Here is a 23,722-nt window from a genome sequence, read left to right on the forward strand (position 1 = left end):
CCAAACCGCGCCGCCCCAGCATACGTGTGGACGGCCTGCAAGACCTGGCCACCATCACCCGCCAGTTGCGTGAGCAGCGCGAGCGCGCCGAAGCCGAAGAAAAAGCCCGGCGCGAAGCCGCTGCACGGCTGGAGGCAGAGCGCCAGTTGTTCAGCCGCGCCGTGGGGCAGGTACATCCGCTGACCGACCGCAATTTGGCAGAACTGCCCACCACCCCACCCGAGCCCCTGCCGCTACAGCACTGGCTGGACGAAGAACGGGTGTTGATGGAATCCATCAGCGACGACTTTGACGTGAGCAGCCTGCTCGACACCGACGACCAGCTGAGCTTTCGCCGCCCCGGCATCGGGGTGGAGATCACCCGCCGCCTGCGATCTGGCCACTGGAGCATTCAGCGCCAGCTGGACCTGCACGGCCTGCGCGTGGATGAGGCGCGCGAGGCGCTGGGCGAATTCATCCGCCACGCGCACAAGCTGGGCGTGCGCTGCGTGCGCGTGGTGCACGGCAAGGGCCTGGGTTCGCCCGGCAAAAGCCCGGTGCTCAAAGGCCGTGTGCAGAGCTGGCTGGTGCAAAAAAAGGAGGTGCTGGCTTTTGTGCAAGCCCGCCCCATCGACGGCGGCGCGGGGGCATTGCTGGTGCTGCTGCAGCCTGCCCGCAGCGCCTGACCCAGCCTCCAACGGGGCGCGGACTGCGGCTCGCTAGGCCTTGCGCGGGCGCTGCGCGGCCTGCAACCCGGGCAGCACAACGCGCACCGAAAGCCCTTTGAGCAAGGCGCTCTTGCCCAGCGACAACTCACCGCCGTAGGCCTGCACCATCTGCGTGGCAATGTGCAGCCCCAGCCCCGAGCCCTGCACCGAATCATCAAACCGCAAACCGCGCTGGCCTGCGGCCCGCAACTGGTGGGGCGCCATGCCCGGCCCATCATCTTCAATCTGCAGCACCACTTGCGGCGGCTGGGCTGCATCGCCCTCTTCCATCGCCAGACCAATGTGCACGGCCGAGGCGGCCCATTTGCCCGCGTTGTCCAGCAGATTGCCCAGCACCTCTTCCAGATCCGTGCGCTCACCGCGCCACAGCGGGGGGGCGCCGTCCTGCACCTGCAGCGTCCACTCCAGCGCCTGATCAGCGTGCAGCCGCTCCATCATGCGCACCACCTCGGCCACGCACTGGGCAACGTCCACGGGCTGGGCAGCCGTTGCGGGGTGCATGGCCGCCTGCATGTGCAGGGCGTCGCTGAAAGTGCGCGCCTGGTAGCGGTCAATCACCTGCGCCATGGCCTGCACCTGCCACTGCACATCGGCTGCAGGCACGGCGGCATCACTGCTGGCCTCATCGCTCGTCAGCAAGCGAAAGCCCTGCCCTCGCTCGGTCACCAACTGCGCTGCGCCGCCCAGCGTGCGGCGGATGCGGCCAATCAGTACATCCAGCGTGTTCGAGTCAGGGTCCAGGTCACGGGCGTAGACGTTTTCGCTGATTTCCGAGCGGGTGAGCAGCTTGCCGGCGTGGTGCATGAAAAAGGCCAGTATCTTGTGCTCCTGCGCCGTGAGCTGCAGACCCTGGCCTTGCAGGTTGAAGCGGCCATGCACCACGTCGTACTCCAGCTGCCCCACGCGCAGCACGGCCGAAGGCAGCCGCGCCACCGTGCTGGTCAACGATGCCACCGGCGGCCTCACGGCCATCCGCAAGGGTGACGTGGGCACCACGCTGCCCAGCGTGGAGCGCGTGGTGCAACACCTCAAGGCCAGTGGCTTTGCCTATGTGTCGGACGTGGAGCTGGGCGACGGCTTTTGGGAGGCTGAAGTGCGCACCTCGCTGACCAGCCGCGACAAGGTGGAACTGGTGCTGCACCCCACCACCCTGGAAGTGCTGAGCCAGGTGGGCCGCAATGGCGGCACCATCAACGGCCAGCCCGTGCTGTCGGCCGACCAGATTTTGCTGACGCTGCAGCAAGCGGGCTACACCCGTGTGCGCGACCTGGAGTTTGACGATGGCTACTGGGAAGCCGAAGCCCTGAACAGCGCCAACCAATACGTTGAGCTGCGCATCGAGCCCAGCACCGGCAAGGTGGTGCGCGAGAAGCTGGAGCGTTGAGCCTTTCAACCCGGCACTGCACCTTTTAAGCAAAAAGTGCCTCTAGCGCTTATCCAATAAGCGCCACCAGCTATCTTTTAAATAGCAAAGCCCGCCTGCTTCACCCCAGGCGCGCTTTTTTTCATGGCCCCGGCCGCGCCCACCTGCCGTGGGCTGCCGGTGCGCGTGGCGAAATTACTTCGACAAATCGACGCTGTACTTCGACGTGCCCTTGCCCGATCCGTCGTCAGCAGCTACCAGGCTCACATTGGCCAGGCCCGCAGCCTGCGCCACGCTGAGCGCGTTGGCACCCGAGGTGAACACCACAGGCCCGGCCACGGTGGCCTTGGCAAAGCGCCAGCTCTTGGCAGCGCCGTTGGCGGTGCGGCTCACGGCGGGGTTCTTGCGGATGTAGTCGATCACCACATCGCGGTTGGCATCGGGCGAGGCCCAGATGGTGCCCGAGCCGTCGAGCTTGTCGATGAAGCTCTTGCCACTGGTGGCGCGGTAGTTGTTGGTGGCGATCACGAACTCCTGCGCCACATCGATGGGCTTGCCCAGGTACGTCAGGTTCTTGATGCGGCTGCCCACGGGCTGGGTCACGTCAATTTCGTACTGCACGTCTGCCGTGGTGAACATGTCGAAGTTGTACCCAGGGAAGGTGCTGATGAGCTGCTGCTCCGTGGTCTTGGCGGGGTCGATCTGGTTGAAACGCTTGGCAGCGGCTTCGAGCCAGTTCTTGATGTCCGCACCGTTCACCTTCACCGCGTACACGGTGTTGGGGTACAGGTACAGGTCGGCCGCGTTGTTGATGGCCAGCGGGCCCACGGCCACGTCGGTGTAGTCGGCACCACCCTGGAAGCCGCTCTTGAACGGCGCGCTCACCGACAGCACCGGCAGCGCTGCGTATTGCGGCAGGTTGGCCTTGATGTAGGCCGCCACATAGGCTTGCTGGGCCTGGTTCACGATCTGGATCGCGCCGGGGTCGCCCACATCGGCAAACAGCGTGCTCATGCGGAAGTCGGTCTGGCCGATGGGCGTCTTCACGTACTTGATCGCGGCCTGGTGCTGCGTCTCGATCATCGCAGCGATGGTGGCGTCGGGTTCCACGTACACGTTCGCACCCGCTGCGTTCTTGCTCTGGATGTTGCGCAGTTCGCTCTTGCTGGCAGTCTTGTTGACCACCCACTTGCTGCCGTCCCACTGCAGCGCCAGCTGCACCACGCCCAGGGCCTTGCCCCACGAACTGGCCATCACGGCGGGCACACCGTTGATGGTGCCCGCCTTGTGGTCCACGCCGGGCAGGTTGAAGCTGGGGGTGGCGGCAGTGTCTGGGAACACGCCGTGCTGGTGGCCCATCACCATCGCGTCGATGCCCGCCACCTTCGACAGGTGCAGGCCGGGGTTTTCCATGGTGGGCGAGTACGCCGCGCTATCGAGCCCGCCGTGCAGCAGCGCCACCACAATGTCGGCGCCCTTGGCGCGCAGCTCGGGCACGTACTTGGTGGCCGACTCGACCGCGCCTTCGGTGTAGACCTTGCCTTCGAGGTAGCGCTTGTCCCAGTTCATGATGCCGGGGGTGGTGAAGCCGATCACGCCGATCTTGATGGGCAGCTTCACTTCCTTGCCATCGGTGCCCTTGGCCACCACCGTGCGCTCCAGCAGCGTGTAGGGCTGCACCAGCGGCTTCTTGGTCTTGCTGCTGTACACGTTGGCCAGTACGGCGGGGTAACCTGCGCCCGCGCATTTCTTGGTGGGGTCCACACCGTCCACGTCCAGCCCACCGCCCAGCACCTGGTTCAGGAAGGGCAGGCCGTAGTTGAACTCGTGGTTGCCCAGCGTGCCCGCGTCAAAACCCAGAGCGCCCATGGCCTTGTACATGGACAACTGCTGCGTGCAGGGGATGGGGCTGATGGTGGCTTCGTAGTCGGCCAGCGCGGTGCCCTGGATGGTGTCGCCGTTGTCCACCAGCAGGGTGTTGGCAAATTCTTTGCGCGCCGCGCGCACCAGCGTGGCGGTGCGCTCAAAGCCGTAGGTCTTGTCTTCAGCGAGCTTGAAGTAGTCGTAGCTGCGCACGTTGAAGTGCAGATCGGTCGTCTCCAGCACCGCCAGCGTGGCTGTGGCCCCCGCATTGGTATTGCTGTCGCCATCGCTGCCGCCGCAAGCGGCCAGGGATGCAGCCAGCACCACCACGCCCAGCGTGGCAGTGCGGCGCGACACATGCCCCAGCATGCCGGAGCCTGCGGAGCGGAAAACAGAGGTCTTGATCAACATGGGCAACCCAAGAAAAACAAAACCGCGAGTGTGGGAACCGCGTTTGACAGCGGTGTGACGGGTGTGTGGCACACGCTGCCCGGCGTCGTGCATGCGACAGAGGCTTGAGAGCCTTTTCAAGATCTTTGCGGGGCCACCGCCCGCGCGTTACGCACGGACACGGTCAGCCGCCACGGGCTGGGTTATCGTGCAGGCATGGGCTCTGTACGCAGCCTTTCCATCCACTGAATCACTCAAGGAGCCTTTGCATGAAAAACTCTCTCTGGACCCTGGCAGGCACTTCCGTAGCTGCAGGAATCCTGGCGGGCTGCGCTGCGCCCAACCCAGGTGCTGGCGCGTCAAACACCCCAGCAGGCCAGCCCCCCGTGGGTGGCCAATGCAATGCTGCGCCAGCGCAGTCGTTTGTGGGCAAAGACAGCACCGCCAGCGTGATCGAGGCGGCGCGGGTGCAGTCGGGTGCCCACATGGCGCGGGTGTTGCGCCCCGGCCAGATGATCACGAAGGAATACAACGCACAGCGCCTGAACCTGGTGGTGGACGACAACGGCCGCATCACGGCCGTGCGCTGCGGCTGACGCGCGGCCCTGCAGGGGCTGGGCTTAGTCGGCCAGAAACAGCTCTTGCAGATCGCTCAAGAAGTCAAAGCCCCGCTCAGTGGGGCGCACATGCCCGCCCTCGCGCACGATCAGGCCTTTGCTTTGCGCGGCATCCAGCGCTTTGGCAATGGCGCTGATCGGCAAGCCCGTGCGTTCGGTGAAGTCGGTCAACGCAAAGCCGCCGCGCAAGCGCAGCGCGTTGAGCATGTATTCAAACGGCAAATCAGCCCGGCGCACATCGTCGTCCTGCGCCACGGCATGGCCTGCCAGGGCGTTGTCCATGTAGCGGGCCGGGTCGCGAAAGCGTACCTGCCGCACCACGCGGTGCGCAAAGCTCAGCTTGCTGTGCGCGCCCGCACCAATGCCCAGGTAATCGCCAAACTGCCAGTAGTTGGTGTTGTGAAAGCACTGGTGGCCCGCGCGGGCGTAGGCGGAAATCTCGTACCGCGCCAACCCGGCCGCGCCCGTCATCTCGGTGATGCGGTCAAGCATGGCATAGGCCAGGTCGTCCTCAGGAATGGCGGGCGGGTACTTGGCGAAGTAGGTGTTGGGCTCGATGGTGAGGTGGTAGATGGAGATGTGGGGCGGCGCCAGTTGCAGCGCCTGCTGCATGTCCTGCTCCATCTGCGCCAGGGTCTGGCCTGGCAGGGCGTACATGATGTCGAGGTTGAAGGTGTCGAACGCGCTGGCAGCCTCCGCCACCGCCGCCAGGGCTTGGGCGCGGTCGTGCACGCGGCCCAGGGCCTTGAGGTGCGCATCGTTGAAGCTCTGCACCCCAATGGACAGGCGCGTGACGCCCGCGCTGCGGTAGGCGCGAAACCGGTCCTTCTCAAAGGTGCCGGGGTTGGCCTCCATGGTGATTTCGCAGTCAGCCTCCAGCCGCAGGCGGGCGCGGATGTCGCTGAGCAGGCGGTCTATGGCCTGTGGTGCAAACAGGCTGGGCGTGCCGCCACCAATGAAGATGCTGTGCACCGAACGGCCCCAGATCAGCGGCAGCGCGGCTTCCAGGTCGGCCATGAGCGCGTCTATGTAACGCTGCTCGGGCACCTCACCCGCCGCGCTGCCGCCGCGCGCTTCGTGCGAGTTGAAGTCGCAGTAGGGGCACTTCTTCAGGCACCAGGGCAGATGCACGTACAGCGACAGAGGCGGCAGGCTGGCCAGCTGCAGCAGACCGGGGCGCATGTAGTGCTGGATGTCGCGCACCACGGCGGGCGCGTCATCGGCACTAGCAGGAATTATGGGAATAGCCATTCAAAGCTCAAAAAAATAGGAGCGCTTCCATCGCAGCGGTGGCTAGCAAGAGGCACTGCCATGCGAGCGACCGCCGCGCAAGGGCCGCCGCGGCAGCGCAGCTGCGTTTCACTTGCGTGCGCTGGCGGTGTCCCCCCTTGGGGGGAAGGCGCGAAGCGACTCAGGGGGGACTTCATCCAAACCAGCGCTCACGCATCAGGGCCAGCATTTGTGCGGCGGAGCGGCCCCGGTGGCTGTGCGCGTTCTTCACCTCCTCGGGCAGCTCGGCAAAGGTCTTGCCAAATTCGGGAATGAACATGACCGGGTCGAAACCAAAACCGTTGCTGCCGCGCGGCTCGGTGGTGATCTCGCCCACCACGCGGCCTACGGCAATCAGCGGCTCGGGGTCCTGCGGGCTGCGCACGGCCACCAGGGTGCTGACCATGGCGGCGCGGCGGTTGGTCACGCACTGCATCTGTTCCAGCAGCGCACGCACGTTGTTCGCGTCGCTTTTTTCGTAGCCGAACTGGGTGCAGTAGTAGGCCGTGTCCACGCCCGGCAGGCCGCCAAACGCGTCCACGCACATACCCGCATCGTCGGCCAGCGCGGGCAGGCCGGTGTGTTGCGACGCAAAGCGGGCCTTGGTCAGCGCGTTCTCGACAAAGGTACGGAAGGGCTCTTCGGCCTCACCCACGCCCAGGTCGCCCTGGCGCACCAGTTCCACGCCCAGCGGGGCAAACATGGCCTGCAGCTCGGCGAGCTTGCCCTGGTTGTTGGATGCCAATACGAGTTTCATAGTCAAATCATGCTCTTCTAGCGAATGCTAGTGATGCACTCGATAAATGTCGTACGTCGAAATCGTCGTTTACAGACGTGCGGCGATTTCCATCACTACTATTCGCTAGAAGAGCCTCAAATCAGGCTCCAGCGCTTATTGATCAAGCGCCAGCAGCTATCAAATCAATAGTAAAAAATCAGGCTGTCAGGGCCTGCTGCTGCAACAGGATCAGCTCGGCAATGCCTTTTTCGGCCAGCGCCAGCAATTGGTCCATTTCTTTGCGGGTAAAGGCCACGCCTTCGGCCGTGCCCTGCACTTCCACGTAGTGGCCCGCACCGGTCATCACCACGTTCATGTCGGTGTCGCAGTCCACGTCTTCCACGTATTCCAGGTCGAGCAGCGGCGTGCCTTGCACGATGCCCACCGAGATGGCGGCCACGGGCTCGCGCAGGGGCGACTGGGTGATCTTGCCTGCGGCGATGAGTGTGTTCACCGCGTCTTGCGCGGCCACCCACGCGCCGGTGATGGCGGCAGTGCGGGTGCCGCCATCGGCCTGGATCACGTCGCAGTCAAGCTGGATGGTGCGCTCGCCCAGCAGCTTCAAATCAAACACCGCACGCAGTGAGCGGCCGATGAGGCGCTGGATCTCTTGTGTGCGGCCGTTTTGCTTGCCGCGTGCAGCTTCGCGGTCGCTGCGGGTGTGGGTGGCGCGGGGCAGCATGCCGTATTCGGCCGTCACCCAGCCTTCGCCACTGCCGCGCTTGTGGGGCGGCACGCGCTCTTCTACCGAGGCGGTGCACAGCACCTTGGTGTTGCCAAACTCGATCAGCACCGAGCCCTCGGCGTGCATGGTGTAGTGGCGCGTGATGCGCACAGGGCGTAACTGGTCAGCGGCGCGTTGGCCAGAGCGTTGGAAGGTGGTCATGTCAGCAGCGATCACATCGCTAAAAGAGTTACAAAACAGACGGGCCCCTGAAGGGCCCGTGCTCACAGGGTTCGGGGCCAGCGCCTCAGCCGCGGCGGGCGGCCGACCGGCGAATGGCTTCGTTGATTTCGGCGATCGAGCGCTCAATGGCCGCATCGTCCAGATCGTCGGCCAGGCCATCGAGCGGGCCGGCCTGGATGGTGGAGGCAAACACATCGTCGCTGATGCTGTCGGTGGACACGCCCTGGGTGGACTCGAATGCATCGGGCGTCTCCCACTCCAGGGCCACCACGGTCACGTTGTCGCTGCTGTCGCCCGCCTTGCGCAAGGCTTCTTCTACCAGTTCAGGCACTGCATGAGAAACGGGCTGACGGGCCAGCTGCTTGGTGATTTCTTCATCGCTCAAGGTGCCCCACAGGCCGTCTGAGCACAGCAACAGGCGGTCTCCCTGCTCCAGGTACACAGGCCCGGTGATGTCGTAGATGGGCTTGGTGGGCGAGCCCAGGCAGGTAAACAACACGTTGCGGTTCACCCGGTCCATGCCCAGTGGGGGCGCGTTGCGCAGTTCCAGGTACGAGTGGTCGCGCGTGCGGGTCAGCAAATCTCCGTCGCGCACCATGTACAGCCGCGAATCACCGCAGTGCACCCACGAGGCGGCTCCGCCCTGCAACACTGCCGCCACCAGCGTGGTGCGCGGTGTGTCGATCATTCCCTTCTCAGACGCGTATCGCAGAATCTGGTGGTGGGCTGCCAGCAGTGCGCCCGAAAGGAATTCCTGCACATCCTGGATCTGGGGCTTGGCCTGGCGCTGGAACAGTGCCGAGACGGTTTGCAGCGCGATTTGCGCGGCCACCTCGCCCTCAGGGTGCCCGCCCATGCCGTCGGCCAGCACAAAGAGCCCCGACTCGCGGGTGTAGCAGTACCCCATGCGGTCTTCGTTCTTTTCGCGGCCGCCGCGGCGGCTGATCTGGAAAACCGAGAATTTCATAGTGGTTCACGCAAACAGGGATGCGCACAGGCATCGTCAATGAATAGGCCGTTTGCCCCGCTGACCCGCTTGGCGTAGATCGCGTTCATTTGGGCTTGGCTCCGATGCCGGTGGCTTCACCCACCTTTTGCACGTTCTTCTTGGTGTCAGACACCAGGGTGTCCAGCTGCAGCCGCATTTTTTCAGCCACCGAGAGCTTGGTGTAGCGGCGCTCACCTTCCCGGCTCAGTTCCTTTTGCAAAGCAAACACCGATTGCGGGCGCGAGAGCGGGTCCAGCGCCATGCACCATTCCACCACTTCGATCAGGTTGTCCGAGTACACACCGCGCAGCTTGGTCAATGCCAGCGAAAGGCGGTCTTTTTCGATGCGCTGAGGCGCTTCATTGGGCGGAAAGCCTTGCATGCAGGCATAGATGCAGGCACCTATGGCGTAGATGTCGGTCCACGGCCCCATCTGTGAATCACGCCGGTACATCTCGGGCGCAGCAAAACCGGGGGTGTACATGGGGCGGATGAAGTTGCCTTCCTTGCTCAGCACCTCGCGCGCCGCGCCAAAGTCAATCAGCACAGCCTTGTTGTCATCGGTGATGAAGATGTTGGCGGGCTTGATGTCCAAGTGCAGCATCTTGTGCTGGTGCACGATGCGCAGGCCGCGCAGCACTTCATCGAACAATGAGCGGATGGTGGATTCGCGGAAGACCTTCTGCGTCTTCAGGTCGCGCGCGGTGATGATGAAATCCTGCAGGGTCGCGCCCTCCAGGTAGTTCATCACCATGTAGACGGTTTCGTTCTCGCGGAAGAAGTTGAGCACGCTGACCACCGAGGCGTGCGAAATCTGCGCGAGCGAACGCCCTTCTTCAAAAAAGCTCTTGAGGCCCAGGCGGTACAGCGAGAGTTTTTCAGGCGGCACCTTGGGCAGCAACTCGCCTGGCGCGCGCGTGGCCAATGATGAAGGGAGGTATTCCTTGATGGCAACCTGCTGGCCCTCGGAATCCACAGCGAGGTACACCACGCCGAAGCCGCCGGAAGAGACCCTGCGCACCACGCGATAGCCACCGAGCAACGTATCTGGTGGCAATGGTGCGGGCTTGATTTTTGACATATTTTGCGAAGATGACTCGGGGGTTAGGCGGAACCCGGATAATCGCCGGATCGCAAGCAACCATCAAAAAGTCCAATGCCAGTTTACAGCATGACCGGATACGCCAGCGCGCAGCAAGGCGCGTCTGCCACTGGCGCTGAAGCCGAGGGCCGCGCCCCCCAAAATCGCAGGCTGGGCCTGGAAATCCGTTCGGTCAACAGCCGCTTTCTGGACCTGTCCTTCCGCCTTCCTGACGACCTGCGAGCGCTGGAACCCACGCTGCGCAGCCTGCTCACAGCCCGCCTCAAGCGTGGCAAGGTGGAGGTGCGTGCCGCCATCGAAAACGAAGACAGCAACACCCTGCAAGACCCACCAGCGCGCTTGCTGCAACGCCTCAACACCTTGCAAGACTCCGTCAAGGCTTGGCTGCCCGGCGCTGCACCGCTGAGCGTGGCCGATGCGCTGCGCCTGTGCGCCAACGCCAATACCAGCTCGCACGACTGGAGCGAAGCCGTGCCTGCGCTGGCCGAAGAAGCCCTCACAGCGCTGCTGTCCGCCCGCGAACGCGAAGGCAAGCGCCTGGCCGCCATGGTGCTGGACCGCGCCAAGCAACTGCGCGCGCTGGCCCAGCAAGCGGTGCCGCTGGTGCCGCAACTGGTCGAGCAGCAACGCCAGCGCTTCATGGAGCGCTGGAAGGAAGCCATGGCCCTCACCGATGGCGCCATCCTGCCCGAGGCCGCCCGCGACCGCGCACTGACCGAAGCCACCGCTTTTGCCATTCGCATCGACGTGGCGGAAGAAATCACGCGCCTGGAGTCGCATCTGGATGAAATCGAACGCCTGCTGAAAAAGGGCGGCGAAGTCGGCAAACGCCTGGACTTCCTCATCCAGGAGTTGCACCGGGAAGCCAACACCCTGGGCTCCAAATCTGCCGCCCTGGACCTCACCCGCATCAGCGTGGACATGAAGGTCCTGATCGAGCAAATGCGCGAGCAAGTGCAAAATATCGAATAACACTCATTTTTTGATAGCGCCTTGCGCTTATCTGCTATGGACTACCCCGGAAATCTCTTTGTAGTTGCGGCCCCCAGCGGTGCTGGCAAATCCAGCCTCGTCAAGGCCCTGCTGGAGCTGGACTCTCACGTCCACCTGTCGATCTCCCACACCACCCGCGCGCCCCGCGGACAGGAAAAGCACGGTCGCAATTACTACTTCGCATCTCAGTCCGAATTCGACGCCATGGTGCAGGCCAATGCCTTCGTGGAATGGGCGCATGTGCATGGCAACCGTTACGGCACTTCCAAGAAGGCGATTGAAGAACGCATTGCCCAAGGCGCCGATGTGATTCTGGAGATCGACTTCCAGGGCGCATTGCAGGTGAAGCAGGCCTTCAGCAACGCAGTGCTGGTTTTTATCCTCCCCCCCAGCTGGGAGGAACTCCGCTCGCGCCTGGAACGCCGGGGCGAGGATTCGGCCGAAACCATCGAGCTGCGCCTCAAGAACGCCGCGATCGAGATGGCACAGGTCGATAAATTTGACTTCGTTATAATCAACGAGTTGTTCGAGAGCGCCCTTTTTGATCTGAAAGCGGTCGTTCACGCCCAGCGACTCAAGTACGCCGCGCAACGCCGCGCCCGTGCAGACACCTTCAAGTCGCTCAATATCACCTGAATCCCGGAGTAAAACGATGGCACGCATCACCGTAGAAGACTGTCTGGAAAAGATCCCCAACCGCTTCCAGCTCGTGTTGGCCGCCACGTACCGCGCTCGCATGCTGAGCCAGGGCCACGCCCCCCGCATCGAAAGCCGCAACAAGCCCGCCGTGACTGCCTTGCGCGAAATCGCCGAAGGCAAGGTCGGTCTGGAAATGCTGAAAAAAGTTCCAGGTTGATTTTTGTCGGGCAATGCCCCCAAATGAGCACCGCTATGCGGTGCTTTTTTTTGCTTCTCCGCCACCCCTCCAACTCCCGCGCTACATTTAAGGCATGACCGCGGTGCTCAACTTACATTCTGCAACGCAGACCCGACCTGGCGATGCCCAGCCTACAGCCAGCCCGACCGCCGCCGCAGCCAACGCCGCAGCGGCCAGCTTTGCTGCGCTGACGGAAAACCTCAGCTACCTGGACGCCGCCAGCATTGAACAGGTAAGGCAGGCCTATCGCTTCGCTGACGAAGCGCACCTGGGGCAACTGCGCAACAGCGGTGAGCCTTACATCACCCACCCCATTGCCGTGGCGGCGCAATGCGCCGCCTGGAAGCTAGATGCACAGGCCCTGATGGCCGCCCTGCTCCACGACGCCATGGAAGACTGCGGCGTGACCAAGGCCGATCTGATTGACCGGTTCGGCGCCCCGGTGGCAGAGCTGGTGGACGGACTGACCAAGCTGGACAAGCTCCAGTTCAACACCCGCGAAGAAAACCAGGCAGAGTCTTTTCGCAAGATGCTGCTGGCGATGGCGCGGGATGTGCGGGTCATCCTCATCAAGCTGGCCGACCGTACGCACAACATGCGCACACTGTCGGACATGCCCCGCAGCAAGTGGGGGCGCATTTCCTCCGAAACGCTTGAGATTTACGCCCCTATTGCTCACCGCCTTGGGCTGAACCAGACCTACCGCGAATTGCAAGACCTTGCGTTTCGGCATCTGCACCCCTGGCGCTACGCCACCCTCTCAAAGGCGGTCAACAAGTCGCGCAACCGGCGGCGGGATCTGGTGCAAAAGGTACAAGCCGAGGTAGACGCAGCCTTCAATCGCATAGGCATGAAAGTCCGCCTGGCGGGGCGCGAGAAAACGCTGTACGCGATTTATCAAAAAATGCACCTCAAGCACCTGAGCTTTGCCCAGGTGACGGACATCTACGGCTTTCGCGTCATCGTACCCACCATCACGGACTGTTATACCGCACTCGGTGTTTTGCACCAGATGTACAAGCCTGTCCCAGGCAAGTTCAAGGATCACATCGCCATTGCCAAACTCAATGGCTACCAGTCTCTGCACACCACGCTGGTGGGGCCATCTGGAATCAACATCGAATTCCAGATACGCACGGACGAGATGCATGTGATTGCGGAAGCCGGCGTAGCAGCGCACTGGCTCTACAAGGCGCAAGACTCTGACGGCTCATCAGCAGAGCGACTGGGTACCAAATGGCTGCAGTCGCTTTTGGACATCCAGAACGAAACCCGGGATGCCGCGGAGTTCTGGGACCATGTCAAGGTGGATCTTTTCCCGGACGCGGTCTATGTTTTCACACCCAAGAGCCAGATCATGGCATTGCCGCGCGGAGCCACAGTGGTGGATTTCGCGTACGCCATCCACAGCAATGTGGGCGATCGAACCACGGCAGCCAAAATCAACAACGAGCAAGTGCCCTTGCGCACCGAGCTGAAAAATGGGGATGTGGTCGAGATCATTACCACGCCTGTTTCCACACCGAACCCCGCCTGGCTGGGGTTCGTGCGCACCGGACGTGCTCGTTCCAAGATACGGCACTACCTCAAAACGCTGGCCCACACCGAGTCCGAAAGCCTGGGCGAAAAACTGCTCATCCAGGCAATTCGCGCGGAAGGCCTGGAACAGCTCCCGCCCGACGAAGGCGAAACGCATGCTCTTTGGGAAAAGCTGTTGCGCTTCACAGGCAACCGCAACCGCAGTGAATTGCTGACGGATTTGGGACTGGGCAAACGTATCGCCAGCATCGTGGCAAAACGGCTGGTGGTACTGCTGGGCGAGCACGGCCATCGTCCCGATGCACTGCTGCTCACGCGCGAGCGGTACACCTCACACGAGACCCTCTCCCAGGGCGCAGTCACTCTGGATGGTAGTGAAAACGCTTCCGTACAATATGCACCTTGCTGCCGCCCGGTGCCGGGTGATCGCATCGTCGGCTACCTGGGCCGCGGCGAGGGGCTGGTCGTACACAACGCGGATTGCAGTGTGGCCAAGCGCTTGCAGCACAAAGACAGCGAACGCTTCATTGCCGTGGACTGGGCAGACGAACCGACACGCCTGTTCGAAACCGGGGTGGTTGTGACCGTCATCAACGGCAAGGGCGTACTCGCACGGATCGCCCAGGAGTTGGCCAACTCCGAAGCGGACATCACCCATGTGGACATGGATGACGAGGCCGCCCTGGACACCACTGACCTTAGGTTCGTTGTTGCGGTACGTGACCAGGCACATCTGGAGGCGGCTCTGCGGAATTTGCGCCGCACCCAGGCGGTGATTCGTGCCAACAGAATCACGCCGCAAGCGACGTGACTCTGCCCTGCCATCCAGAGCAGCGATGGCAGGAGAGCCACAACTCAAGACTTTACAGGGTCGGGATAGCAGACGGATCTCACCTCCAGCATGCGGGTGCCTGCTGGAGTCGGAAGCGCCACCTCATCCCCCACCCTGGCTTTGAGCAATGCCCGGGCTACGGGCGCAATCCAACTCACCTGCCCCGCGTGACTGTCCGCCTCATCAATGCCCATGATGGTGATGGTTCGATCCACTCCCTCATCATCACAATAGGTCACGGTGGCGCCAAAAAACACCTGATCGCTACCCGCGTGAAGGCTAGGGTCAACCACCTCAGCGATCTCTAGACGCTTTGTCAAAAAGCGGATGCGACGATCAATCTCCCGCAGCCGCTTTTTGCCGTAAAGGTAATCGCCATTCTCGGAACGATCTCCGTTGCTGGCAGCCCAGTGCACTGCCTCGACGACTTTAGGACGCTCGTTGTCAATCAGGTCCAGCAACTCCGCACGAAGGCGTGCGTATCCTGCAGGAGTGATGTAGTTCTTGGCACCTTTGGCCAAGGGAGGCAACGACACCTCGTCATCTTCATCACCATCCGTCTCTTTGGTGAAGGCTTTGCTCATGGCGCATTCATCTCCGAAAAGAATAAAGCGATTGGACAAATGAAAAAGCCTGCAACTTTTCAGTTGCAGGCTTTAAACATTGGTGCGGCTGGCAGGAATCGAACCCACGACCCCTTGGTTCGTAGCCAAGTACTCTATCCAGCTGAGCTACAGCCGCTAAGCTTTGAATTATAGCATAAATTTTTAGAACTTTAAAAATTTATGCAACTTGCTTTTGTCTTCTTAGCGAAGACATCAGCTTCATCGCATGACTGAGATTGTAATACACGCCAGACTGCATTTTTTGAAAAATGCCACTTTTTATGAAAAAGTGGGCTGCATTCGCAGCAGGCCTTTTGGTAGGGCGTGAGGGACTTGAACCCGCGACCAAAGGATTATGAGTCCTCTGCTCTAACCAACTGAGCTAACGCCCCAAACCAGCCTGCTTCTCAGGACGACGGATTGTAAGGCGTTTATTTGCGGTAACTGAGCGCGTTGGAAACCAGCTTGGAAGTGATGTCCACGATCTGGATCATCTTGTCGTACGGCATGCGCGTCGGGCCGATCACCCCCAACGTTCCGACAACTTTGCCATCGACCTCATAAGGAGCGCTGACCACTGACAGCTCCTCGAAAGGAACCACCTGACTCTCGCCCCCAATGTAGATGCGCACGCCTTCGGCCTGGCTCGAGATATCGAGCAAGCGCAGGATTTGCGTCTTTTGCTCAAAGAGATCAAACGCCCGGCGAAGGTTCCCCATGTCACTGGAAAAATCGCTCACTGACAACAGATTCCGCTCCCCTGAAATCACGACCTCATCCTGGGCTTGCGATAACGCCTCAGAACTCACGTTGACCGCAGCCTGCATCAAAGAGGCGATCTCGCCTCTCAACAAATCCACCTCCGACTTCAAGCGCTCCCTGACCTGCTCCATTTCCAAACCTGCATAGTGCGCGTTGAGAAAGTTGGCAGCTTCGACAAGCTGGGATTGCGAATAGTCGGAATCAGTGAAGATGACCCGATTTTGAACATCGCCCTCAGGCGAAACGATGATCACCAAAAACCGGCGTTCTGACAGTCTCAAGAACTCTATGTGACGAAATACCGAACTGCGGCGGGGTGCCATGACCACACCGACAAACTGAGACAGACTGGACAGAAGATGAGCCGCATTCGCGATCACTTTTTGCGGCTGCTCGGGCATCAATTGCGGAGCCTCCAGCCCGTCCCGCTGCACCGTCAACATGGTGTCCACGAACAAGCGGTAGCCTCGGGCTGTAGGTACACGCCCTGCCGAGGTGTGGGGACTTGCAATAAGCCCCAACTCTTCCAAGTCCGCCATCACATTGCGGATGGTGGCAGGAGACAAATCCAGCCCGGAGGCCCGAGAAAGCGTGCGTGAGCCTACGGGCTGGCCGTCTGCGATGTAGCGCTCGACCAGCGCTTTGAGCAACAACTTGGCACGGTCATCGAGCATGGTTTGATTTTAATGATGTAATTTCCAAATGACTCTGAAATTCCGTCGTGTCGCGCTCATCGGCAAATACCAACCCTCTGCGGCTCCAGGCATGTCCGAGAGCAGCTTGCTGGCCCTTGAGAAGATTGCTGACTTCATGACGAACTTGGGCTGCGAGGTAATGCTGGAAGCAGAGACAGCGCAGAACACTGGGCTTACAGAATTTCCATCAATTCAAGTGGAGGAAATGGCCACTTGCGACGTGGGGCTGGTGGTCGGCGGGGACGGCACGATGCTGGGCATCGCACGTAGGCTGGCACGCCATGGGGTACCGCTCATTGGCATCAATCAAGGCAGATTGGGCTTCATCACCGACATCCCTTTTGAAGCGTACCAGACTACCTTGGGCCCCATGTTGCGTGGCGAATATGAGGAAGACTCAAGACCCCTCATGCATGCACGCGTGATGAGAGGCGAAGAGGTGGTATTCGAAGCGTTCGCCATGAATGATGTGGTGGTCAATCGCGGCGGAACATCGGGGATGGTGGAGTTGCGTGTTGAAGTGGGGGGCAGATTTGTCTCGAACCAGAGAGCGGACGGATTGATCATCGCCTCGCCGACAGGGTCCACTGCATATTCACTGTCCGCAGGGGGACCCATGCTGCACCCCGCTATTCCAGGTTGGGTTTTGGTTCCCATCGCACCGCACACACTATCCAACCGCCCGATCGTTCTTTCGGACGCGACAGAAGTCGCCGTGGAGGTGGTCAGTGGGCGGGACGTCAGTGCCAACTTTGACATGCAATCTTTAGCGTCACTTCAGCATGGCGACCGAATCTTGGTGCGACGCTCAGAGCACTGTGTGCGCTTCCTCCACCCTGCTGGTTGGAATTACTTTGCGACCTTGCGGCGAAAGCTCCGCTGGAATGAGGGGGGGTCCTGAGCATGGCGCTCAAGCGCATGGTGCTACGCGATTTCGTGATCGTGGAGTCACTAGACCTCGAATTACAACCTGGCTTTACCGTTCTGACAGGAGAAACAGGGGCAGGTAAATCCATTTTGATCGATGCACTTCAGATCGTGCTGGGCGCACGGGCTGACACCAGCGTTGTACGGGAGGGCGCAGCCAAAGCCGATATCTGCGCGGAGTTCGATGTTCCTGACCACGTTACACCATGGTTGGAAGAAGCAGGCATTGATGCGGAAGCTGCGATACTTTTGCGGCGTACCGTAGACAACCAAGGTAAAAGCCGTGCCTGGATCAACGGAGTGCCAGTGACAGCAACTCAGTTGAGATCTCTGGGCGAGCAGTTGTTGGACATCCATGGTCAGCATGCTTGGCAGAGCTTGACTCGCCCAGAATCAGTACGCAACCTGCTGGATGCATACGCAGGAACCAATCCAACCGACACCATGGCACGTTGGACCCAATGGCGACAAGCGCAAAAGGCTCTACAGCAAGCTCGCGAGGCACAGGCGACTCTGCAGCAAGAACGTGACCGACTTCAGTGGCAAATTGCCGAACTGGAAAAGCTGGCACCACAAAGAGATGAGTGGGAGGAGCTGGACTCGGCCCATAGGCGGTTATCCAACGCCAATGCACTGATTGAGGCGGCACAACGTGTCCTTCGAATATTGGAAGACGAAGACAACGGCGCCTTGGACCAGTTGTCTCAAGCCCATACGGCGCTACAGAACCAGGAACATGTTGAAGCGGATTTCAGCGCGATGTCGGATGTACTGTCGTCTTGCCTGGCGCAAGCCGGTGACGTCGCTCACTCCCTGCACAGCTATTTACGCAGAACAGAAGTAGACCCAGAACGACTAGCAGAGTTGGACACTCGAATTTCCCTGTGGCTGAACTTGGCGCGTAAATACAAGCGTCCACCTGCCGACTTGCCGCTGCTGCTGCAGGAGTGGAAACAGTCACTGCAGCAACTCGATGCTTCAAGGGATATTGAAGCATTGACTGCAAAGGCCGATTCGAGCGAACGCGCTTACCACGCTGCAGCAAGAGCCTTGTCGGTGCAACGGTCAAAAGCAGCACCACGATTGTCCTCATCCATCACCAAAGCCATGCACGGCCTTGGAATGCAAGGAGGAAAGTTTGAGGTTGAGATCAAAAAATTGACTGAACCTGCATCGCATGGGCTGGATGAAATCTCCTTCTTGGTCTCAGGGCATCCCGGTGCAACGCCTAAGCCAATAGGCAAGGTGGCTTCGGGGGGGGAGTTGTCTCGCATATCCCTGGCGATTGCAGTCACAACGAGCGAGCTGGGACGTGCCCCTACCCTGATATTTGATGAAGTGGACTCCGGGGTGGGCGGCGCCGTTGCAGAAACGGTCGGGCGGTTAATGCAACAGCTTGGTGCAGATCGGCAGGTTCTAGCCGTCACCCACCTACCTCAAGTTGCATCCTGTGCACACCACCACTTGCAAGTGTCCAAACTTCGGTCCAAAGCAGGTACGACCAGCACCGTGCAAAGCATGACCGGCAGCGCTCGGGTCGCTGAGATTGCAAGAATGCTAGGCGGAGAACGCCCAACACAAACGAGCCTGGCCCATGCAAAGGAAATGCTGGAGGTTGCCGGGTCTGAACGCGGGGACAGCAATGGCACTTGAAATCGTATTGATCACGGGTATGTCAGGCTCAGGCAAGTCGGTCGCCCTGCATGCAATGGAAGATGCTGGTTACTACTGTGTGGACAACCTCCCACCAGAGTTACTTACGGCGTTCGTGGCTCTTGAACACAAGCACCATGGCAACCGCGTAGCGATTGCCATGGATGTGCGCAGTGCTACCTCATTACCCCAGGTCCCCAAAGAACTCGACCGGCTCAAGTCGCAAGGCATCGTCGTCCAGTCACTTTTTCTGGATGCCACTACAGGCACATTGATTCGTCGATTTTCGGAAACGAGACGGCGTCATCCGCTATCCAACGACGAATTACTACAAGGACGCCAAGCCTTGGTTCAAATCATTGAACTCGAACGAGAACTTCTTGCAGACCTTCGCGAGCAGTCTCACGTGATCGACACCAGCCACATCAGATCGTCACAACTTCAAAGCTATGTGAAAGGACTGCTGTCGGTAGCCGCAGGGGGAATGACGCTGGTGTTCCAGTCTTTTGCGTTCAAGCGGGGAATTCCCGTGGATGCCGATTACGTGTTCGACGTGCGGATGCTACCCAACCCACACTACGAGAGTTCTCTGAGAGATTTGACGGGCTTGGATGCGCCTGTGGCAGAGTTTTTGGCACAACAGCCAGAGGTAGTCACCATGGAACAGCACATTGAGCAATTCATGGCCTATTGGCTGGATGTGCTTGAGCAAAACCACCGAAGCTACGTCACTGTGGCCATCGGTTGCACTGGTGGACAACACCGATCCGTCTACTTGGTAGAACAATTGGCACGTCGTTTCGAGCAACGCTGGAAAGTCCTCAGGCGCCATAGAGAGATGTATGGTCGATAGACAGGCACTACCGTACCCTAGGCTCCCGTCTCAGGCGCCGTTAAATGCTGCAGCAGCCTTATGCCCAGTCCTCAAGGATCTTGCGCATAGGCGCGGGTAGCCCGGCTTGTGGCCATTCAGTTGTCTGGAACCACCGCCCAGTTTCGCTAGGCCGGCACTCATGATCCACCGCTATTGCCAGAGGATGAAGATGCAAGTCGCGATGGGTTAACACATGTAAAAAAGCAGCGTGCTCACGCAGCGAAGCCAAAGGTGCGATTGCGGCAGCTGCATTGGCTGCGGTCTCACGATCAGGAAAAATCGGCGCGCATTGCAAGCCCGCCCATATGCCAGTGGATGGGCGAGTTTCAAGCCAAACGGCTCCATCCAACCGTATGAGCAAGAGCAACCACCAAGACTCCGACCTGCGGACTAGCTTTCGTGTTTTGACGGGGTACCGCTCTGGAGCGCCTTCCTTCTGTGCCACGCACACGCCCATCAAAGGGCAAATCAGACATTGTGGAGTTTTAGGGGTGCACACCCCCGCACCCAAGTCCATCATCCCCTGGGTGTAGCGTGGCATTGCTGCAGCAAGGTCAGAGACGGGAAGCAAGGCCTCTGCATGCTCCCAAAGCGCTCGTTCATTCTTGGCTACCGCCACATCACCATCGAATCCGACCACTCGGGTCAATACACGACGTACATTGGCATCGAGAATCGGTACTCGCTGGGAGAAACAAAATGCGGCAATCGCTCCTGCGGTGGAGCGACCGATTCCCGGCAACTTCGCCAAGAGTTCAGCGGACGAAGGGAAAACCCCGCCGTGCTCAGCAACAACCAGCTGCGCGCACCGATGCAAATTTCGGGCACGACTGTAATAACCCAGGCCGCTCCACAGACCCAGCACCTCATCCTGTGAAGCGCTGGCAAGTGCGTGCACATCCGGGAATCGTTCCAGAAAACGTGCGTAGTAACCCAACACGGTGCTCACCTGGGTTTGCTGCAGCATGATTTCCGACAGCCAAACCCTGTAGGGGTCGCGGGTCTGCTGCCAGGGGAGATGACTGCGTCCATGACTCGCCTGCCACCGCACAACCCGAGTGGCTACGGACTCCAAAGACTCGCTCATGCCAACAGAAAGTCCACGGGCGTATCTTTTTGGGAAGACTCTTGTTCTGGTAGCTCGATCAACTGCGAAGTCAGCTCTTGCAACCGCTGCTCCAGTTGAATCAGTTCATCTTCACCCGCCTCAATTTCGGCAATACGCTCGACCAGGCCGCTTGCAGCCTGTTGAATGCGGTCTACCGCCTCAATGCGTCGCGAAAAACTACGACGACGCTCCCTCAATTGCGCATCCAGCTGCGCCGTTGCAGACTTACTCCACAGCTCCAGATCATTGGCAGCAGACTCGTAGACGGTACGCAGGCGGGTTCCCAAAGCACGCACCAGGCGCTCAGAGAACTCTGGCTGAGCGAGTTTCAGTGCATTGCTGACGCCCAGATATTGCAGGTGGCTCTGCTCAATATGAGCCAAATCCTGCAAAAAATGCTCCAACTGTGGCGCTGGTGGAACCTGTAGAGAAAATCCAAACTCTGCGTTCAACTGACGAAAGGTGCCAGCGAGCATGGCCTGGATCTCCACGCCAGAAGCTTGAGCCTTATCGACAGTGCCTTTGAGCTTGTCAAAGGTCTCCAGGTAGATTTTTCGCACTCCGAGCTTCAAGCCCTTTTGCTGCAGCAATTTGGACAGTTCCGTAAGTTCAGTCTTGAGCGCTTTGGAGCCCAGCTGCTGAAAGACTTCGCGCAACAGTTTGAGGTGAACCGCACGAACTGCCTGAATCTTCGCGGCACTGCGGTCAAACTCCTCCTGCTCTTGCTCAATCCGATGGCGCATGCTCTCGATGACAGAAGCATTCTTCCCACGCAGACTCCGCAACTCAGCCATCTGGTCATCGAGATCGCGACGCCGGATGTTGATGACACGGGATGTTTCGGCTCGCAGATTGGCAACACCGGTAGCAACGGCGGCCCGCAAGATCGCTTGGCGGCGTCCCATCACACCCTGTGCCAGGACTTCCTCAAACGCTGGCAGGCCACTGGACTCCAGCAACACATCGTCACAGGCAATTTTTGCGACCAAGCCCTTCTGAGCCGAAACAGGTACCACCTGCTCCAAAGGGATGCCCAACATCTCTGCAGAGGTCCGGCACTGCCTGCCCAATTGGGCTTGAACCTGCTCAGGCGAGTTCAGCGAGTCCCAGAGCGTATCAATCTTGTTGAGAACCACCAACCGCGCATCCATGCTGTCCGTGGAGGTCGCCAGGTGTTCTCGCCATATTGAGAGATCCGAGCGAGTGACGCCCGTATCTGCACTCAAAATAAACACTACCGCATGGGCCTGCGGAATGAGGTTCACCGTAAGTTCTGGCTCTGCACCCACGGCGTTCAATCCAGGCGTATCCAGTATCACCAAACCCTGCTTGAGCAGGGGATGTGGAATATTGATCAGCGCATGGCGCCACATGGGCACTTCAACCAAACCGTCAACATCTGGAACTGGGTTCTCGTCCGTCAGATCGTCATGCCAGAAACCCAAAGCACGGGCATCCTCAATGGAAACCCGCCGAATTTCAGATACCTTTTCTAAGGCTTTCGCAATTTGGTCCGCGTTGTTCACGTCCAATGCGATCTCCACCCAACGCTCAGGCTTCAGACGCCAATCTGCCAAACCTTGCATTTGAAGGCGCGTTTCAATGGGAAGCAGCCGAAGGCTCGGAGGCAGTGCTGAGTCGTAACCCAGCTCGGTTGGACACATCGTCGTGCGTCCAGCACTGGCAGGCATGATGCGCCGCCCATAATCGGCGAAGAAAATCGCGTTGATGAGCTCCGACTTACCTCGAGAAAACTCAGCGACAAACGCAACCATGACTTTGTCTGTGCGCACCTGTCCTTCAAGGCGCTGCAGTCGCTCTTGGACTGCTGCGTCCATAAGGTCATGGTTCGACATCCACTCTGCAAGTTGCTTGAGCTGCTGTGCAAATGCGCGACGCCAAGCGCCATGCTGGTCGAACTGTTCGTTGAATGAGGGTCCCACTTTGCTCCCGGAATGCAATGGTCGGTCTGCAAGCAGACATGAACAAAATATAGCACCGACCGTCCACAAGCTCACTCTTGGACTGGCAACCTAGGACAGAGGCGCAACTAACGTTGGCAACTCGGGCAATAAAAACTGCTGCGCTGCCCTTGCCTGATCATTTTCACGGGGGTGCCGCAAACGTAACACGGTAATCCCGCCCGGCCGTACACCTGAACAGCGTTCTGGAAATGCCCCGAAGAGCCGTCGGCACTTGAAAAATCTTTCAAACTGCTTCCCCCCAGTTCTATCGCCTTGCCCAAGACCTGCCCTATGGCTTGATACAACCGATGGATGCGCACAGGGCCCAGAGAGGATGCCCGAACCGTGGGACGTATTCCCGCAAGATAAAGCGCCTCGGATGCATAAATATTGCCAACGCCTACCACCAACTTCCCCGCCAACAATAATTGCTTGACGGGTAGGCGACTGGCTTTGACGCCTTGATGAAAAGCCAGCGGGGAGAACGAAGGCCCAAGAGGCTCCATACCCAGCCCACCCAAAAGCTTTTTAGCCACAGGGGCTTCTTCTCCCTGGGCATAAACAACAGCTCCGAAACGGCGCGGGTCGTGCAAGCGAAGCGTGCCCGCCGAGGTCTGTAGATCCCAGTGATCGTGTTTACCCGGCTCTGGCTGACTACCGGAAAATCGCAAGCTCCCAGACATCCCCAAGTGAACGAGCAAAAGCCCCCGATCAAGATCAATCAACAGATACTTACCGCGGCGGCGAACCCCCACGACATGCAAGCCCACCAATGACTCTGCCGCGCAGCCCAAGGGCCAACGAAGCGGCTTCCCCAAACGAACAGCCAGGATACGTGCACCCGCAATCGCCTCGGCGAAACTGCGGCGCGTCACCTCTACCTCGGGCAGCTCAGGCATAGGTGCCCCC

General features: G+C 60.0%; 22 protein-coding genes and 2 tRNA genes. 10 read left to right on the forward strand and 14 right to left on the reverse strand.

All coding sequences use genetic code 11. The annotated features are described in order from the left end of the window. Window positions 1-44 precede the first annotated feature (44 nt). Window positions 45-665 carry a Smr/MutS family protein gene (locus tag PQV96_RS14915; protein ID WP_242638105.1) on the forward strand — a complete coding sequence of 207 codons (621 nt, stop codon included), beginning with the start codon at window positions 45-47 and terminating at the stop codon, window positions 663-665. 33 nt (window positions 666-698) lie between these two features. Here the strand turns inward: PQV96_RS14915 and PQV96_RS14920 are convergent, their stop codons facing one another. Next, entirely contained in the window at window positions 699-1,661 is a 963-nt protein-coding gene (locus PQV96_RS14920) for a winged helix-turn-helix domain-containing protein (protein WP_273623372.1), read from the reverse strand. On the opposite strand from PQV96_RS14920, the gene PQV96_RS14925 reads away from it, so the two are divergent. After that, window positions 1,642-2,091, forward strand: a complete 450-nt coding sequence (locus PQV96_RS14925; protein ID WP_273623373.1) for a PepSY domain-containing protein — start codon at window positions 1,642-1,644, stop codon at window positions 2,089-2,091. The two genes, PQV96_RS14920 and PQV96_RS14925, sit on opposite strands and share 20 nt — an antisense overlap. Window positions 2,092-2,265: 174 nt before the next feature. Here the strand turns inward: PQV96_RS14925 and PQV96_RS14930 are convergent, their stop codons facing one another. Continuing rightward, window positions 2,266-4,302 carry a bifunctional 2',3'-cyclic-nucleotide 2'-phosphodiesterase/3'-nucleotidase gene (locus PQV96_RS14930; RefSeq protein ID WP_273625265.1) on the reverse strand — a complete coding sequence of 679 codons (2,037 nt, stop codon included), beginning with the start codon at window positions 4,300-4,302 and terminating at the stop codon, window positions 2,266-2,268. 290 nt (window positions 4,303-4,592) lie between these two features. Here PQV96_RS14930 and PQV96_RS14935 point away from each other — a divergent pair, with 290 nt between their 5' ends. Continuing rightward, window positions 4,593-4,919, forward strand: a complete 327-nt coding sequence (locus PQV96_RS14935; protein WP_066698856.1) for an I78 family peptidase inhibitor — start codon at window positions 4,593-4,595, stop codon at window positions 4,917-4,919. A 24-nt stretch (window positions 4,920-4,943) separates the two neighbouring features. Here the strand turns inward: PQV96_RS14935 and hemW are convergent, their stop codons facing one another. From hemW to PQV96_RS14960, 5 genes are all read right to left on the reverse strand, one after another. Continuing rightward, window positions 4,944-6,191: a radical SAM family heme chaperone HemW gene (gene hemW / locus PQV96_RS14940; RefSeq protein ID WP_273623374.1), complete on the reverse strand. Its 1,248-nt coding sequence runs from the start codon at window positions 6,189-6,191 to the stop codon at window positions 4,944-4,946. A 172-nt stretch (window positions 6,192-6,363) separates the two neighbouring features. Further along, window positions 6,364-6,966: an RdgB/HAM1 family non-canonical purine NTP pyrophosphatase gene (rdgB, locus tag PQV96_RS14945; protein WP_273623375.1), complete on the reverse strand. Its 603-nt coding sequence runs from the start codon at window positions 6,964-6,966 to the stop codon at window positions 6,364-6,366. Window positions 6,967-7,144: 178 nt separating this feature from the next. Beyond that, window positions 7,145-7,873, reverse strand: a complete 729-nt coding sequence (gene rph, locus PQV96_RS14950) for a ribonuclease PH (protein WP_066783328.1) — start codon at window positions 7,871-7,873, stop codon at window positions 7,145-7,147. Window positions 7,874-7,958: 85 nt separating this feature from the next. Further along, a complete protein-coding gene (locus PQV96_RS14955) occupies window positions 7,959-8,861 on the reverse strand; it encodes a PP2C family protein-serine/threonine phosphatase (RefSeq protein ID WP_066698850.1) in 903 nt (300 codons plus the stop codon). Between the two features lie 85 nt (window positions 8,862-8,946). Further along, window positions 8,947-9,963 (reverse strand): serine/threonine protein kinase, encoded by a 1,017-nt coding sequence (locus PQV96_RS14960; protein WP_066698848.1) that lies wholly within the window; start codon window positions 9,961-9,963, stop codon window positions 8,947-8,949. 75 nt (window positions 9,964-10,038) lie between these two features. On the opposite strand from PQV96_RS14960, the gene PQV96_RS14965 reads away from it, so the two are divergent. From PQV96_RS14965 to PQV96_RS14980, 4 genes are all read left to right on the forward strand, one after another. Continuing rightward, window positions 10,039-10,956, forward strand: coding sequence for a YicC/YloC family endoribonuclease (locus tag PQV96_RS14965; RefSeq protein ID WP_084601541.1), 918 nt, complete (start codon window positions 10,039-10,041; stop codon window positions 10,954-10,956). Window positions 10,957-10,992: 36 nt separating this feature from the next. Beyond that, a complete protein-coding gene (gene gmk / locus PQV96_RS14970; protein WP_273623377.1) occupies window positions 10,993-11,613 on the forward strand; it encodes a guanylate kinase in 621 nt (206 codons plus the stop codon). A 16-nt stretch (window positions 11,614-11,629) separates the two neighbouring features. Then, window positions 11,630-11,833, forward strand: coding sequence for a DNA-directed RNA polymerase subunit omega (gene rpoZ / locus PQV96_RS14975; protein WP_005794722.1), 204 nt, complete (start codon window positions 11,630-11,632; stop codon window positions 11,831-11,833). Window positions 11,834-11,927: 94 nt separating this feature from the next. Then, window positions 11,928-14,204, forward strand: coding sequence for a RelA/SpoT family protein (locus tag PQV96_RS14980; RefSeq protein WP_273623386.1), 2,277 nt, complete (start codon window positions 11,928-11,930; stop codon window positions 14,202-14,204). 44 nt (window positions 14,205-14,248) lie between these two features. On the opposite strand, the gene greB is transcribed toward PQV96_RS14980, so the two are convergent. The 4 genes from greB to hrcA all read right to left on the reverse strand — a co-directional run bounded on the left by greB (window position 14,249) and on the right by hrcA (window position 16,266). Then, window positions 14,249-14,809 (reverse strand): transcription elongation factor GreB, encoded by a 561-nt coding sequence (gene greB / locus PQV96_RS14985; RefSeq protein WP_044401871.1) that lies wholly within the window; start codon window positions 14,807-14,809, stop codon window positions 14,249-14,251. An 80-nt stretch (window positions 14,810-14,889) separates the two neighbouring features. Further along, window positions 14,890-14,966, reverse strand: a tRNA-Arg gene (locus PQV96_RS14990). Window positions 14,967-15,145: 179 nt separating this feature from the next. After that, a tRNA-Ile gene (locus PQV96_RS14995) sits at window positions 15,146-15,222 on the reverse strand. Between the two features lie 39 nt (window positions 15,223-15,261). Beyond that, the gene (gene hrcA, locus PQV96_RS15000) at window positions 15,262-16,266 is read right to left on the reverse strand and encodes a heat-inducible transcriptional repressor HrcA (RefSeq protein ID WP_044399571.1); all 1,005 of its coding nucleotides are present in this window, start codon (window positions 16,264-16,266) and stop codon (window positions 15,262-15,264) included. Window positions 16,267-16,294: 28 nt separating this feature from the next. Between hrcA and PQV96_RS15005 the strand changes: the two genes are divergently transcribed. The 3 genes from PQV96_RS15005 to rapZ are packed head-to-tail and all read left to right on the forward strand — an operon-like array spanning window position 16,295 to window position 19,720. Next, window positions 16,295-17,188: an NAD kinase gene (locus PQV96_RS15005; protein ID WP_273623387.1), complete on the forward strand. Its 894-nt coding sequence runs from the start codon at window positions 16,295-16,297 to the stop codon at window positions 17,186-17,188. 2 nt (window positions 17,189-17,190) lie between these two features. Next, entirely contained in the window at window positions 17,191-18,867 is a 1,677-nt protein-coding gene (gene recN, locus PQV96_RS15010) for a DNA repair protein RecN (protein ID WP_142083773.1), read from the forward strand. Further along, a complete protein-coding gene (gene rapZ / locus PQV96_RS15015; protein WP_273623390.1) occupies window positions 18,857-19,720 on the forward strand; it encodes an RNase adapter RapZ in 864 nt (287 codons plus the stop codon). The genes recN and rapZ overlap by 11 nt, the downstream gene beginning before the upstream one ends. 58 nt (window positions 19,721-19,778) lie before the next feature. Here rapZ and mutY read toward each other — a convergent pair whose 3' ends face one another. The 3 genes from mutY to mutM form a co-directional block, all read right to left on the reverse strand. Continuing rightward, window positions 19,779-20,828, reverse strand: coding sequence for an A/G-specific adenine glycosylase (gene mutY, locus PQV96_RS15020; RefSeq protein ID WP_082759211.1), 1,050 nt, complete (start codon window positions 20,826-20,828; stop codon window positions 19,779-19,781). After that, on the reverse strand, window positions 20,825-22,792 hold the full coding sequence (locus tag PQV96_RS15025; RefSeq protein WP_066698865.1) for a dynamin family protein: 1,968 nt from the start codon (window positions 22,790-22,792) through the stop codon (window positions 20,825-20,827). The genes mutY and PQV96_RS15025 overlap by 4 nt, the downstream gene beginning before the upstream one ends. Window positions 22,793-22,899: 107 nt before the next feature. After that, the gene (mutM, locus tag PQV96_RS15030; RefSeq protein ID WP_207373740.1) at window positions 22,900-23,712 is read right to left on the reverse strand and encodes a bifunctional DNA-formamidopyrimidine glycosylase/DNA-(apurinic or apyrimidinic site) lyase; all 813 of its coding nucleotides are present in this window, start codon (window positions 23,710-23,712) and stop codon (window positions 22,900-22,902) included. Between the last annotated feature and the right edge of the window lie 10 nt (window positions 23,713-23,722).

Source organism: Acidovorax temperans (assembly GCF_028596105.1).
Classification (GTDB): domain Bacteria; phylum Pseudomonadota; class Gammaproteobacteria; order Burkholderiales; family Burkholderiaceae_C; genus Acidovorax; species Acidovorax temperans.

What these genes read in the sequence shown, in the direction of transcription:
- PQV96_RS14930 (WP_273625265.1), bottom strand. Translation starts at nt 4,302, where the DNA reads ATGCTGGGGCATGTGTCGCGCCGCACTGCCACGCTGGGCGTGGTGGTG.
- PQV96_RS14935 (WP_066698856.1), top strand. Translation starts at nt 4,593, where the DNA reads ATGAAAAACTCTCTCTGGACCCTGGCAGGCACTTCCGTAGCTGCAGGA.
- hemW (WP_273623374.1), bottom strand. Translation starts at nt 6,191, where the DNA reads ATGGCTATTCCCATAATTCCTGCTAGTGCCGATGACGCGCCCGCCGTG.
- rdgB (WP_273623375.1), bottom strand. Translation starts at nt 6,966, where the DNA reads ATGAAACTCGTATTGGCATCCAACAACCAGGGCAAGCTCGCCGAGCTG.
- rph (WP_066783328.1), bottom strand. Translation starts at nt 7,873, where the DNA reads ATGACCACCTTCCAACGCTCTGGCCAACGCGCCGCTGACCAGTTACGC.
- PQV96_RS14955 (WP_066698850.1), bottom strand. Translation starts at nt 8,861, where the DNA reads ATGAAATTCTCGGTTTTCCAGATCAGCCGCCGCGGCGGCCGCGAAAAG.
- PQV96_RS14960 (WP_066698848.1), bottom strand. Translation starts at nt 9,963, where the DNA reads ATGTCAAAAATCAAGCCCGCACCATTGCCACCAGATACGTTGCTCGGT.
- PQV96_RS14965 (WP_084601541.1), top strand. Translation starts at nt 10,039, where the DNA reads ATGCCAGTTTACAGCATGACCGGATACGCCAGCGCGCAGCAAGGCGCG.
- gmk (WP_273623377.1), top strand. Translation starts at nt 10,993, where the DNA reads ATGGACTACCCCGGAAATCTCTTTGTAGTTGCGGCCCCCAGCGGTGCT.
- rpoZ (WP_005794722.1), top strand. Translation starts at nt 11,630, where the DNA reads ATGGCACGCATCACCGTAGAAGACTGTCTGGAAAAGATCCCCAACCGC.
- PQV96_RS14980 (WP_273623386.1), top strand. Translation starts at nt 11,928, where the DNA reads ATGACCGCGGTGCTCAACTTACATTCTGCAACGCAGACCCGACCTGGC.
- greB (WP_044401871.1), bottom strand. Translation starts at nt 14,809, where the DNA reads ATGAGCAAAGCCTTCACCAAAGAGACGGATGGTGATGAAGATGACGAG.
- hrcA (WP_044399571.1), bottom strand. Translation starts at nt 16,266, where the DNA reads ATGCTCGATGACCGTGCCAAGTTGTTGCTCAAAGCGCTGGTCGAGCGC.
- PQV96_RS15005 (WP_273623387.1), top strand. Translation starts at nt 16,295, where the DNA reads ATGACTCTGAAATTCCGTCGTGTCGCGCTCATCGGCAAATACCAACCC.
- recN (WP_142083773.1), top strand. Translation starts at nt 17,191, where the DNA reads ATGGCGCTCAAGCGCATGGTGCTACGCGATTTCGTGATCGTGGAGTCA.
- rapZ (WP_273623390.1), top strand. Translation starts at nt 18,857, where the DNA reads ATGGCACTTGAAATCGTATTGATCACGGGTATGTCAGGCTCAGGCAAG.
- mutY (WP_082759211.1), bottom strand. Translation starts at nt 20,828, where the DNA reads ATGAGCGAGTCTTTGGAGTCCGTAGCCACTCGGGTTGTGCGGTGGCAG.
- mutM (WP_207373740.1), bottom strand. Translation starts at nt 23,712, where the DNA reads ATGCCTGAGCTGCCCGAGGTAGAGGTGACGCGCCGCAGTTTCGCCGAG.